This window comes from Cupriavidus sp. SW-Y-13, assembly GCF_009793345.1.
Lineage (GTDB): Bacteria > Pseudomonadota > Gammaproteobacteria > Burkholderiales > Burkholderiaceae > Cupriavidus.
On record NZ_WHLX01000001.1, the window covers coordinates 2,261,683 to 2,274,140 of the forward strand.

11 protein-coding genes are annotated in these 12,458 nt (G+C 61.9%); all 11 read right to left on the minus strand.

Features of this window, described 5'->3' with window-relative positions:
- Positions 1 to 36: 36 nt before the first annotated feature.
- Positions 37 to 1,359 carry a phosphate regulon sensor histidine kinase PhoR gene (gene phoR / locus GA566_RS10070; protein ID WP_160472669.1) on the minus strand — a complete coding sequence of 441 codons (1,323 nt, stop codon included), beginning with the start codon at positions 1,357 to 1,359 and terminating at the stop codon, positions 37 to 39.
- A 140-nt stretch (positions 1,360 to 1,499) separates the two neighbouring features.
- Positions 1,500 to 2,207, minus strand: coding sequence for a phosphate regulon transcriptional regulator PhoB (gene phoB / locus GA566_RS10075; protein ID WP_137924201.1), 708 nt, complete (start codon positions 2,205 to 2,207; stop codon positions 1,500 to 1,502).
- A gap of 36 nt (positions 2,208 to 2,243) precedes the next feature.
- On the minus strand, positions 2,244 to 2,948 hold the full coding sequence (gene phoU, locus GA566_RS10080; RefSeq protein ID WP_137924202.1) for a phosphate signaling complex protein PhoU: 705 nt from the start codon (positions 2,946 to 2,948) through the stop codon (positions 2,244 to 2,246).
- A gap of 28 nt (positions 2,949 to 2,976) precedes the next feature.
- Entirely contained in the window at positions 2,977 to 3,765 is a 789-nt protein-coding gene (pstB, locus tag GA566_RS10085) for a phosphate ABC transporter ATP-binding protein PstB (RefSeq protein ID WP_137924203.1), read from the minus strand.
- A 42-nt stretch (positions 3,766 to 3,807) separates the two neighbouring features.
- On the minus strand, positions 3,808 to 4,710 hold the full coding sequence (gene pstA, locus GA566_RS10090; RefSeq protein ID WP_137924204.1) for a phosphate ABC transporter permease PstA: 903 nt from the start codon (positions 4,708 to 4,710) through the stop codon (positions 3,808 to 3,810).
- The gene (pstC, locus tag GA566_RS10095; RefSeq protein WP_137924205.1) at positions 4,707 to 5,672 is read right to left on the minus strand and encodes a phosphate ABC transporter permease PstC; all 966 of its coding nucleotides are present in this window, start codon (positions 5,670 to 5,672) and stop codon (positions 4,707 to 4,709) included. The genes pstA and pstC overlap by 4 nt, the downstream gene beginning before the upstream one ends.
- A gap of 165 nt (positions 5,673 to 5,837) precedes the next feature.
- Positions 5,838 to 6,869 (minus strand): phosphate ABC transporter substrate-binding protein PstS, encoded by a 1,032-nt coding sequence (gene pstS, locus GA566_RS10100; RefSeq protein WP_160472670.1) that lies wholly within the window; start codon positions 6,867 to 6,869, stop codon positions 5,838 to 5,840.
- Between the two features lie 321 nt (positions 6,870 to 7,190).
- The gene (gene glmM / locus GA566_RS10105; RefSeq protein WP_137924207.1) at positions 7,191 to 8,537 is read right to left on the minus strand and encodes a phosphoglucosamine mutase; all 1,347 of its coding nucleotides are present in this window, start codon (positions 8,535 to 8,537) and stop codon (positions 7,191 to 7,193) included.
- Between the two features lie 101 nt (positions 8,538 to 8,638).
- Complete coding sequence (gene folP / locus GA566_RS10110) at positions 8,639 to 9,490, minus strand: dihydropteroate synthase (RefSeq protein ID WP_160472671.1); 852 nt, start codon at positions 9,488 to 9,490, stop codon at positions 8,639 to 8,641.
- Positions 9,491 to 9,608: 118 nt separating this feature from the next.
- The gene (gene ftsH / locus GA566_RS10115; protein ID WP_137924209.1) at positions 9,609 to 11,513 is read right to left on the minus strand and encodes an ATP-dependent zinc metalloprotease FtsH; all 1,905 of its coding nucleotides are present in this window, start codon (positions 11,511 to 11,513) and stop codon (positions 9,609 to 9,611) included.
- 163 nt (positions 11,514 to 11,676) lie between these two features.
- The gene (locus GA566_RS10120; RefSeq protein ID WP_137924210.1) at positions 11,677 to 12,348 is read right to left on the minus strand and encodes an RlmE family RNA methyltransferase; all 672 of its coding nucleotides are present in this window, start codon (positions 12,346 to 12,348) and stop codon (positions 11,677 to 11,679) included.
- Positions 12,349 to 12,458: the final 110 nt, after the last annotated feature.

Genomic DNA, 12,458 nt, shown 5'->3' on the forward strand with positions numbered 1-12,458 from the left:
GGGAGAGGGGAGCAAACAAGGGAAAAGAAAAAGACTTTACGCCGCGTGCTTCGTCGTATCCGCTTCATACCCGCTGCGGTCCACCGGAAACACGATGCGGAATGTGCTGCCACGGCCCACTTCGCTGGTCACGCGCAGGTCCGCATGGTGGCGCGACAGCACGTGCTTGACGATGGCCAGCCCCAGGCCCGTGCCACCGGTGTCGCGCGAACGGCTGCGGTCCACGCGATAGAAACGTTCGGTGAGACGCGGGATATGTTCCGGGGCGATCCCCAGCCCCGTATCGCTGACCGAGAACACGGCATGTCCGTCGGTGTATGTCATGCGGATCGCGATGCGGCCGCCCTCTGGCGTGTAGCGCACCGCGTTCGACACCAGATTCCCGAGCGCCGACAGCAGTTCGCCCTCGGCACCGCGTACCGTCACGCCCGGGTCGATCTCGCTGCGGATCTCGTGGCGATCCTGCGAAAGCGCTTCCGCGTCGTGTACCAGATGGGCCATCAGCGCCCCCACATTGACGCGCTCATGGCATGGCGGCTGGGCATCCGACTCCAGCTTGGCCAGCGCCAGCAGGTCTTCGACGATATGCTGCATTCGCATCGACTGCACAAGCATCAGTTCGATATAGCGATTGCGGTCTTCCTCCGACACTGGCAAGTCGCGCACGGTTTCCAGGAAACCAGTCAGCACTGTGAGCGGCGTCTTCAGTTCGTGCGAGACATTGGCCACGAAGTCGCGGCGCATCGCCTCGGTGTTCTCCACCTTGGTGATGTCCTGGGTGAGCACCAGCTTGCGATTCTCGCCGTAGGGCAGGATCTGCACCGAAGTGATGTTGCGCTTGTGCTCGCCCATATCGCGCATCACCAGCGGCTCGTCGTAACGCTCGCGCGTCAGATAGTGAACGAATTCCGGACGGCGTATCAAGTGGGTGATGCGCTGGCGCACGTCGCGCTTGGCGTTCAGGCCGAAATGCTGCTCGGCCACATCATTGCACCACTCGATCTGATCGGCGTCATCGAGCATCAGCACACCATATGGCGATGCCTGGATGGCCTGGATAAATCGCGTGTGTTGCTGTTCCACCGACAACACCTGCGTGCGCCACCGTTTGACCAGCCGGTGCAGGCGGTAGTAGACCTCGCCCCACAGACCCAACGCGCTAGGAATTTCCCCATAGGCTGGAGCATCCAGCACACGCCACAGCCGATTGATCTGGAACAGGTAATAGCTCAGCAGCAGGAGCAGGGAAACGGAAAGGAACAGCAGGCCGGTGATAGCGCCCGCCGCGGCGTACAGGCCTGCGGCAATGGCTATCAGGCTGACGAGGATGGCCACGGAACGGGCCCAGATGACATTCATGCGAGGGAAAAAGGTTCGGTCGGCAGTCGCATTGCGACAAAGTGTGCCACGAAAGCGTATGCAGGTGGCATGACGCCTGGATTATCCGACATCGGTCTGGGCGGCCCTCGCTGCACCGCCCCCGACCAGGACAACGAAGATCAGTGGCTCGGCGAACGCGCCAGCCGGTAGCCGCTGCCGCGTACCGTTTCGATCATGTTGCTGTAGCCGCCCGGCGTCAGTGCCGCACGCAGGCGCTTGATGTGGACGTCGACCGTGCGCTCCTCAACGAAAACGTGATCGCCCCAGACTTGATCCAGCAGTTGCGACCGGCTGTGCACCCGTTCCGGATGCGTCATCAGGAAGTGCAGCAGGCGGAACTCCGTAGGACCCAGGTCCAGCTTGATCGGACCGGTCTCGTCCTGCCCCGTGACGCGATGCGTTGCGGGGTCCAGACGCAAGCCGTTGATCGCCACCACGTCGTCGGTCAGTTGGGGCGCACGGCGGCGCAGAACCGCCTTGATACGTGCCAGCAGTTCCTTGGGCGAGAAAGGCTTGGTGACGTAATCGTCCGCACCGGCTTCCAGACCCATGACCTTGTCCTGCTCCTCGCTGCGCGCGGTGAGCATGATGATCGGGATCTGCTTGGTACGGTCGTTGGTGCGCAGTTCCTTGGCAAAGGTGGCGCCCGACTTGCCCGGGAGCATCCAGTCCAGCAGAACGAGGTCGGGCAGGACATCGCTCATCAGTGACAACGCCTGCTCGGCGTTGTACGCGCGGATCGGATAGTGCCCCGCGTGCTGGAGATTGACGGCAATCAGCTCGGCGATTGCCGGTTCGTCTTCAACAACGAGAATACTGCTTGGCATGTAGTTTTTTCTCCGCTTATCGATGCTGGCGCGTTATCAGCTCAGGGCTTCGCGCTCCATGTCTTCCCGTGAAGTGTGGCGAACGTCCGTCCCCTTCACGATGTAGATGATGAATTCTGCAATATTCTTGGCGTGGTCACCGATGCGTTCGATGGCCTTGGCGATGAACAGGAAATCCAGCGCCACCGAGATCGTGCGCGGGTCTTCCATCATGTACGTGATCAGCTTGCGCACGAACGCGCGGAATTCCTCGTCGATCGCCTTGTCGTCCTTGACGATGCGCGCAGCCGCCACGGTGTCGAGCCGTGCGAACGCGTCCAGCGCCTGGCGCAGCAGCGTGATCGCCATTTCGCCGGACAGCTTCACTTCCGCGTAGTTGATGTTGTGCGCGGCGGCATCTTCCATGATGTGCTTGGTCCGCTTGGCCACCTTCTCGGCCTCGTCACCCGCACGCTCAAGATTCGTGATCGTCTTCGAGATGGCCATCACCAGGCGCAGGTCGCGCGCGGTGGGCTGGCGGCGGGCGATGATGTTGCCGCAATCCGCGTCGATCTCCACTTCCAGCGCGTTGAGCTGGTGTTCGCGGGCGATGACCTGATCGGCCAGATCGGCGTCGAAATCGGCCAGCGCGCGCATGGCCAGTTCGATCTGCGCTTCCACCAGGCCACCCATTTGCAGCAGCTTGGTATTGATGGCGTTGAGGTCTGCGTCGAACTGGGTCGAAAGGTGCTTGTCAGTCATGGTCTTCTCCTGGCCTCTAACCTGCGAATCAGCCGAAGCGGCCGGTGATGTAGTCTTCGGTTTCCTTCCGGTGCGGCTTGATGAAGATCTTCTCGGTCTCGCCGAATTCGATCAGCTCGCCCAGGTACATATACGCCGTGTAGTCCGAGCAGCGCGCCGCCTGTTGCATGTTGTGGGTCACGATCACCACCGTGTACTCGTCCTTGAGTTCGGCGATGAGTTCCTCGATGCGGCCCGTGGAAATCGGGTCCAGCGCCGAGCACGGTTCGTCGAGCAGCAGCACTTCCGGGCGGATGGCGATGCCGCGGGCGATACACAGACGCTGCTGCTGGCCGCCGGACAGGCCGTAGCCGGACTGGTGCAGCTTGTCCTTGGCTTCGTTCCAGAGCGCGGCCTTCGAAAGCGCCCACTCCACGCGGTCGTCCATTTCCGAGCGCGACAGCTTCTCGAACAGGCGCACGCCGAATGCGATGTTGTCATAGATCGACATCGGGAACGGCGTCGGCTTCTGGAACACCATGCCAACCTTGGCGCGCAGCAGGGAAATGTCTTCCTTGCTGGTCAGCAGGTTGGTGCCGTCCATGTTGATCTCGCCCTCGGCGCGTTGCTCCGGGTACAGCGCATACATCTTGTTGAACGTGCGCAGCAGCGTGGACTTTCCGCAGCCGGACGGGCCGATGAACGCCGTGACCTTGCGGTCCGGGATCGACATGTTGATGTTCTTCAGCGCGTGGAACTGGTTGTAGAAGAAGTTCAGGTTCCGCACGTCGATCTTGGCGCGCACGGTATCGGGAATATCGATGACGGTAGAGGTCATGCTGATGTCTCGCTTGAATTCGGTAGTCGGGCTGGGTGCCGGTTATTTCTTGAACAGCATGCGCGCGATGATGTTCAGCGCAAGCACACCAACAGTGATCAGGAACACACCGGCCCAGGCCAGTTGCTGCCATTCCGTGAACGGGCTCATGGCAAAGCGGAAGATCGTGACCGGCAGGTTGGCCATCGGCTTGTTCAGGTCGCTGGTCCAGAACTGGTTCGACAGCGCAGTGAACAGCAGCGGCGCGGTTTCGCCAGCGATACGTGCCACCGCCAGCAGCACGCCGGTGATGATGCCTGCGTACGACGACTTGACCGTGATCGACAGCACCATCTTCCACTTGGGCGTGCCCAGCGCCACGGCCGCTTCACGCAGTGCATTCGGCACCAGGTTCAGCATGTTCTCGGTGGTGCGGACGACGATGGGAATCTGCAGCAGCGCCAGCGCACAAATGCCGGCCCAACCCGAGAAGTGGCCCATGCGAGTCACCACGAGGGCATAGACGAACAGGCCGATCACGATCGACGGCGCCGACAACAGGATGTCGTTGATGAAGCGCGTGAAGCTGGCCAGGTAAGACTTCTGGCCATATTCGGCCAGGTAGATACCGGCCAGGATGCCCAGCGGCGTGCCGATCAGCGTGGCCACGCCCACCATCACGAAACTGCCGAAGATGGCATTGGCCAGACCGCCGCCGGCGGTATTCGGCGCCGGCGTCATCTGGGTGAACAGGTCGATCGACAACCCGCCCACACCCAGCGTGATCGTGGTCCAGAGAATCCACGCCAGCCAGAACAGGCCGAAGATCATGGCGCCCAGCGAGGCAGCCAGTGCAATCAGGTTGATACGGCGGCGGCTGTTCTGCAGGCGGCCGCGCACGACGTCCGCATCAGGGCGAACTGCCGGAATCGACGACGAAGACATGGTGTGACTGGCTTGGTTCATTTGCCACCCTCATTCTTGGCTAGGCGCAGCAGCAGGAGCTTGGACAGCGCCAGCACCACGAAGGTAATGAAGAACAGGATCAGGCCCAGTTCCATCAGCGCCGCGGTGTGCAGGCCAGCGCCGGCTTCGGCAAACTCGTTGGCCAGCGCGGAGGTGATGCTGTTACCCGGCGAGAACAACGACACGTTGTCCAGCAGGTTGGTATTGCCGATCACGAACGTGACGGCCATGGTTTCACCCAGCGCACGGCCCAGGCCGAGCATCACGCCGCCGATGACACCGGCACGCGTGTAGGGCAGCACCACGCGCCACATCACTTCCCACGTCGTGCAACCCACACCGTAGGCCGACTCCTTGAGCAGCACCGGCGTGACTTCGAACACATCGCGCATCACCGAGGCGATGTAGGGAATGATCATGATCGCGAGAATCACGCCTGCGCACAGCAGGCCGATACCCAGCGGGGCACCCTGGAACAGCTTGCCGATCACGGGCAACTGGCCCACGGTATTCGACAGCGGCTTCTGGAAGTACTCGCCGAAGATCGGCGCGAACACGAGCAGACCCCACATGCCGTAGACGATGGACGGCACCGCTGCAAGCAGTTCGATGGCAGTGCCGAGCGGCCGGCGCAGCCAGACTGGCGACAGCTCGGTAAGAAACAGTGCAATGCCGAAGCTGACCGGCACAGCGATGATAAGGGCGATCAGCGACGTCACCACGGTGCCGTAGATCGGCACGAGCGCGCCGTAGACGTCGGCGGGTGGATCCCACTCGGCGGTCCACAGGAACGCGAAGCCGAATTGCTTGATCGACGGCCATGCGCTGATGGCCAGTGACACGATGATGCCGCCCAGCAGCAACAACGTCACGATGGCGGCGCCGCGGGTCAGGCCGCCGAACAGGATGTCGCCAAGACGGCTTGGAGGCCGGACGGCTGGGAGATCGGACGTAGTCGCCATGATGGGGAAACGTTGGGTGGATCGGTTGCCGCGGCGCCATTCCGGCCACCGCGGCACCGCCGCCCTGTGCCGCATCAGCGACATCGGGCGACAGGTCTTGCTTTCAGCAACCCACTACTGCGGGTTGCCAAAGTCCTGCTGACAGACAGAGCTTAGTACAGGGACTTAGTACAGCGACTTGCCCGAACCGTCCTTGACGCTTTGCTTCCACGTGGCGCGGATCTGGTTCACGACCGCTTCCGGCAGCGGCACGTAGTCCAGGTCCGTGGCCATCGCGCCACCGCTCTTGTAGGCCCAGTCAAAGAACTTCAGCACTTCCTGGCCTTGCGCAGCCTTGTCCTGGGTCTTGTGGACCAGAATGAAGGTGGCGCCGGCGATCGGCCATGCACCCTTGCCCGACTGGTTCGTCAGGATCTGATAGAACGACTTGTTCCAGTCGGCGCCAGCAGCAGCAGCCTTGAACGCGTCGTCGCTCGGCTGCACCACTTCACCAGCAGCGTTCTTCATGACCAGGTGGGTCATCTTGTTCTGCTTGGCGTAGGCGTACTCGACGTAGCCGATGGCGCCGTTCAGGCGCTGCACAAAGGCGGCCACGCCTTCGTTGCCCTTGCCGCCCGTGCCGCCACCCGGCCAGTTGACGGTGGTGCCTTCACCCACGGTGCTCTTCCAGTCGGGGCTGACCTTCGACAGGTAGTTCGTGAAGATGAACGTCGTGCCGGAGCCGTCAGCGCGGCGCACCGGCAGGATGTCCTGGCTCGGCAGCGAAACCTTCGGGTTCAGCGCCTTGATGGCCGGATCATCCCACTTCTTGATCTTGCCCAGGTAGATGTTGGCCAGCACGTCACCCGTGATGGTCAGTTCGCCCGGCTTCACACCTTGCAGGTTGATCACAGGCACCACGCCGCCGATCACGGTCGGGAACTGGACCAGGTTGCCCTTGGCCAGTTCTTCGTCCTTCAGCGGAGCGTCCGAGGCACCGAAATCAACGGTCTTGGCGCCGATTTGCTTGATGCCGCCCGACGAACCGATCGATTGATAGTTGACCTTGTTACCCGTTGCTTTTTGGTAGGCGTCTGCCCATTTGGAATACACGGGCGCCGGGAACGAGGCGCCTGCACCGGTAATTTCCGCCGCGAACGCAGTACCCGCTACGACCATCGAAACGATGCCTGCTACGGCAGTCTTGACCAGCTTCATATGTCCTCCAGAGAACATGGTTGGGGAATGACAAATTTTTGACAAGGCGAACTTTATGCTCCCTGTGTGACAGTTCCATGACATCCCCAAATCTTCTTCAAGCTCTCCGCCATATGGCCGATATCCGCGCCTTCGTCACGAATTTGTCGCACCGCCGTGCTTTAATCGGCACTCCTTTCGGCAAACCCTCCACCGCCTTTCATGACAGCGCTGTCACATTCAGCACCGAGGATAGATTGGCGGTTAATTGCTAAAAGTACAAAGAGAAAAGCCATGGCTGAAGCCATGGCTTTCGTCTAGACCTACGCTGACGGAATCGCGTCAGGCGGCGCGCAGCGCGTTGGCCAGCGTCTGGGCCGCACGCTCGGCGGTCTCCACCTGCTCGGCTTCCACCATCACGCGCACGACCGGCTCCGTACCCGAGGCGCGAATCAGCACGCGGCCGCGGCCCTCCAGTTCCGGCTCGACTTGCGCGCGTGCCGCGCTCAAGCCCGCATGGCCTTCCCAGTCAAAGCCCTTCTCCACGCGCACGTTAATCAGCGTTTGCGGGAACAGGCTCACGCCATCGAGCAGTTGCGACAGCGTCTTGCCGCTACGGCGCAGGGCAGCCAGCACCTGCAGCGCCGAGACAATACCATCGCCCGTAGTATGGCGATCCAGGCAAAGCAAGTGGCCCGAGCCTTCGCCACCCAGTTGCCAGCCGCGCTTGTTGAGTTCTTCGAGCACGTAGCGGTCGCCCACCTTGGCGCGGACAAACTCGACGCCCTGGCGCTTGAGCGCCAGTTCCACCGCCATGTTGGTCATCAACGTGCCAACTGCGCCTTCCACCTTCTGACCGGAAGCCAGGCGATCGCGCACGATCAGGTACAACAGTTCATCGCCGTTGTAGAGGCGGCCTTGTCCGTCCACCACCTGCAGCCGGTCCGCATCGCCATCGAATGCCAGCCCCAGGTCAGCGCGATGATGGCGCACGGCCTCTACCAGTTTTTCCGGCGCGGTAGCGCCATACCCGGCGTTGATGTTGCGGCCATCGGGCTGGTTACCGATCGGCACCACCTCGGCACCCAGTTCGTGAAAGACATGCGGTGCGATGTGGTACGCGGCGCCATGGGCGCAGTCCACCACGATGCGCAGCCCGTGCAAATCCTGTTCGTACGGGAACGTGCTCTTGCAGAACTCGATGTAACGGCCCGCCGCATCGTCGATTCGCTTTGCGCGGCCCAGGTCTTCGGAGCGCACACATAGCATCGGTTCATCGAGTTGCGCTTCGATCTTGGCTTCGAGTTCATCAGGCAACTTGTCGCCCGAGGCCGAGAAGAACTTGATGCCGTTGTCGTAGTACGGATTGTGGCTGGCGGAAATCACCACGCCTGCCGCCAGGCGCAGCGCGCGGGTCAGGTAAGCAATCGCCGGTGTCGGCAACGGACCGGTCAGTTGCACATTCACCCCTGCGGCCGTGAATCCAGCCTCCAGCGCGGCTTCAAGCATGTAGCCAGAGACGCGGGTGTCCTTGCCGATCAATACGGTCGGCTTGCCCTGCGTGGTCTTTTGCCCAAGGGCCAGCACCTTGCCGGCCGCATAGCCGAGCCGCATCACGAAATCCGGCGTGATCGGCGTTTCGCCGACACGTCCACGCACACCATCCGTCCCGAAATATTTGCGAGTCATCGTTCTGTTTCTCCCAGTTCTCACCACGATCACCGTGGTTGCTGTATTTGCCGTACGTCTATGCGTCTGCTGGCCTGTTCGTCGGTTCTTGCGGCTGTCGCTTACGGCGCTACCGATTCATGGCGGATCGCCCACCAGACCTTCAGGGCATCCACGGTTTGTTCCACGTCGTGCGCGCGCACGATGAATGCGCCCCGCTCGGCGGCGCAGACCGCCGCGGCGATACTGGCTGCCACACGTTCCTGCGGCGGCTTCCCACCCACGATGGCACCAAGCGTCGACTTGCGCGACAGGCCAGCCAACACCGGCAGCCCATCGATCGCCAGCCGCGTCATCTGCCCCAGCAGGCGCAGATTATGATCCGGCGTCTTGCCAAAGCCAAAGCCCGGATCGAGCGAAATGCGCGAATCGTCCACGCCCGCCGCCCGAAGGGTTGACACGCGCTCGCGCAGGAATGCTTCCACCTCGGCGACTACATCATCGTATTGCGGGTCTTCCTGCATCGTCTGCGGGTCACGCTGCATATGCATGATGCAAAGCGCCGCTTGCCCGGCAACCACGGCTTGCACCGCGCCCGGCATACGAAAGCCCCAGATATCGTTGATCAAATCGGCTCCGCCCGCCAGCGCGGCGCGCATCACCTCGGGCTTGTACGTGTCGATTGACAACGGTTTGCCGCAATGCGCCAGCGCTTCGACGATGGGCATCACGCGTGCGAGTTCCTCATCGAGCGGCAGTGCAGCGGAACCTGGACGGCTCGATTCGCCGCCGATATCGATGATATCGACGCCCTCCGCGATCATCCGCTCCGCATGCCGGATAGCCGCATCGCGCGAGGCATGTCGCCCGCCGTCCGAGAACGAATCGGGCGTCACGTTGAGAATGCCCATCACGAGTGGGCGGCGGTCGCGGGCGAACCGGTAACGCCCGCACTGGAAAAACTCGCTCGACAAGATTGACGTCCTGAAAAACAAAAAAGCCGGTGCACCAGGCACCGGCTTCGCAGGCTATCAGAAACCACCGCGTTTGAAACCGTCGGAAACGGTCGCTTACGCTCGGCTCCTCGCCGTATTACACCGTGTCGTCGACTCGTGCCGTGGCCGGCGCGTTGGACGGGGTCACCGGCGAACCGCCGCCCGGAGGCGTGCTGCCGCCACCGCTCGGACCCTGCAGGTGACGCGGCGGGCGCGGCGGCTTGCCGGCCATGATGTCGTTCACCTGTTCGGCGTCGATCGTTTCCCACTCCATCAGCGCGTTGGTCATGGCTTCGACCTTGTCGCGATTCTCTTCGAGCAGGCGCTTGGCCAGCGCATACTGCGTATCGATGATCGTGCGGATTTCTGCATCGACCTTCTGCTGCGTCGCTTCCGAAACCGTCTTCGACGACAGCTTGCCGAACATGCCATCCTGCTCGGTATCGACATACACCATCGCGCCGAGCGAATCGCTCATGCCGAAGCGGGTCACCATGTCGCGGGCAATCTTGGTGGCACGCTCGAAGTCATTCGAAGCCCCGGTGCTCATGGCGTTGAGGAAGACCTCTTCCGCGGCACGGCCGCCGAACAGGATCGCGATTTCCTCAAGCATGTTGTCCTTGTACTTCGAGTACTTGTCATGCTCCGGCAACTGCCACGTCACGCCCAGTGCCCAGCCGCGCGGCATGATCGTAACCTTGTGGACCGGGTCGGCCTTCGGCAGCAGCTTGGCCACCACCGCGTGGCCGGACTCGTGGTAAGCCGTGGCCTTGCGCTCTTCCTCGCGCATGACCGTCGACTTGCGCTCCGGACCCATGTAGATCTTGTCCTTGGCGTCCTCGAAGTCCTGCATGTCCACCACGCGCTTGCTGCGGCGGGCGGCAAACAGTGCAGCTTCATTGACCAGGTTGGCCAGGTCGGCGCCCGAGAAGCCCGGCGTACCGCGTGCGATCACCGACGCGTCCACGTCGTTGCCGATCGGCACCTTGCGCATATGAACCTTCAGGATCTGCTCGCGGCCGCGGATGTCCGGCAGGCCAACATAGACCTGGCGGTCGAAACGGCCCGGACGCAGCAGCGCCTTGTCCAGCACATCCGAACGGTTGGTCGCAGCGATCACGATCACGCCCGAGTTGGCTTCGAAGCCGTCCATCTCGACCAGCATCTGGTTCAGTGTTTGCTCGCGCTCGTCGTTACCGCCGCCCATGCCGGCGCCGCGATGGCGACCGACCGCGTCGATTTCGTCGATGAACACGATGCAAGGCGCCTGCTTCTTGGCGTTCTCGAACATGTCGCGGACACGGGCTGCACCTACGCCGACGAACATTTCAACGAAGTCCGAACCCGAGATGCTGAAGAACGGCACCTTGGCTTCGCCAGCGATGGCGCGCGCCAGCAGCGTCTTGCCGGTACCCGGAGGGCCAACCAGCAGCACGCCGCGCGGAATACGACCGCCCAGCTTCTGGAATTTCTGCGGATCCTTGAGGAAGTCGACCAGTTCGACGACTTCTTCCTTCGATTCGTCGCAGCCTGCGACGTCGGCGAAGGTCACCGCGTTCTGGTTTTCATCGATCAGGCGCGCACGGGACTTGCCGAACGAGAAGGCACCGCCTTTCCCGCCGCCCTGCATCTGCCGCATCATGTAGAACCAGAAGACGATGATCAGCAACGTCGGTCCCAGGTAATACAGCGCCTGGACCAGCACGTTCGGTTCGTCATCGGCCTTGCCGGTCACCTGGACGCCGTACTTCATCAGGTCGCCGACCATCCAGATGTCGCCCGGCGAGATGATGGTGTACTTGGACCCCTCCTTGGGGGACACCACGAGGTTACGGCCCTGCACGTCGACACGCGACACCTTGCCGTTCTTGGCGTCATCCATGAACTGCGAGTAGGTGACACCGTCCTGGGCACGCGGTTTGTCGAACTGCTTGAAGACGGTGAACAAAACCAGCGCGATTACGAGCCAGATTGCCGCCTTTTGAAACAGGTTGTTATTCAAGGCCGAACTCCTTTGCAATTGCCTTGCCAACGGGAAGCTGCATTGCATTGTAATGCAGCGCCCGTCCCCACAGGGAAATCTGATTCTATGGGCCTGATAGTGCCCGAGCCAGCCGCTTCAGGGCAAGCCGGCGTCACCCGGCAAAACCCCAATCCCTCAACTTTCAGTCCAACGACTTCAGGTAACGCCCAAGAATGAAGGTTTCTGAAGACTTGTCGCGCGACGCCTTGGGCTTGCGGCTCGCCACCACCTTGAACTGACGTTTGAATTTTTCCACGATCTGGCTGTAGCCCGAGCCGTGGAAACACTTTACCAGCAGCGAACCCTCCGGTTTCAGGTGCGCCTGGGCAAATTCCATCGCCAGATCGCACAAATACTCGATCCGCGCCGAGTCAGCCGAGGCCACACCGGACAAATTGGGGGCCATGTCCGAGATAACAAGGTCGATTCGCGAACCGCCGGAGGCTTCCAGCACCACCTTTTCCAGTTCGTGGAACACGCTTTCCTCCCGGAAGTCTCCCAGGATGAACGTGACGTCCGCCACGGGCTCCATGGGCAGGATGTCGATCGCGATGACCGCCCCGTCGATGCTGCCGTCCTTGGCCCGGGGAGAGTCCGCGAGCCGGTTCCGCGCGTACTGGCTCCAGCTGCCCGGCGCGGCGCCCAGGTCCACGATGACCTGCCCCGGCCGGATCAGCTTGTCCTGCTCGTCGATCTCCTTGAGCTTGAAGGCCGCGCGGGCGCGATAGCCCTCGCGCTGCGCCATCTTCACATAGGGATCGTTGATGTGGTCGTGCAGCCACGACTGATTGAATTTGTTCTTGCCCTTGGCCATTGCCTCGACATGCCTTTCTGCGGGAGCTGCCCGTCACGTTTTGCGACAGATCACAGCTTTATCTCCCGATTTTGGTGATCCTTGCCGCCTGCCGGCGACATTTTGGCGGA

Excerpts from the sequence above, each read along its gene's own strand:
- phoR (WP_160472669.1), bottom strand. The coding sequence starts at position 1,359 with ATGAATGTCATCTGGGCCCGTTCCGTGGCCATCCTCGTCAGCCTGATA.
- phoB (WP_137924201.1), bottom strand. The coding sequence starts at position 2,207 with ATGCCAAGCAGTATTCTCGTTGTTGAAGACGAACCGGCAATCGCCGAG.
- phoU (WP_137924202.1), bottom strand. The coding sequence starts at position 2,948 with ATGACTGACAAGCACCTTTCGACCCAGTTCGACGCAGACCTCAACGCC.
- pstB (WP_137924203.1), bottom strand. The coding sequence starts at position 3,765 with ATGACCTCTACCGTCATCGATATTCCCGATACCGTGCGCGCCAAGATC.
- pstA (WP_137924204.1), bottom strand. The coding sequence starts at position 4,710 with ATGAACCAAGCCAGTCACACCATGTCTTCGTCGTCGATTCCGGCAGTT.
- pstC (WP_137924205.1), bottom strand. The coding sequence starts at position 5,672 with ATGGCGACTACGTCCGATCTCCCAGCCGTCCGGCCTCCAAGCCGTCTT.
- pstS (WP_160472670.1), bottom strand. The coding sequence starts at position 6,869 with ATGAAGCTGGTCAAGACTGCCGTAGCAGGCATCGTTTCGATGGTCGTA.
- glmM (WP_137924207.1), bottom strand. The coding sequence starts at position 8,537 with ATGACTCGCAAATATTTCGGGACGGATGGTGTGCGTGGACGTGTCGGC.
- GA566_RS10120 (WP_137924210.1), bottom strand. The coding sequence starts at position 12,348 with ATGGCCAAGGGCAAGAACAAATTCAATCAGTCGTGGCTGCACGACCAC.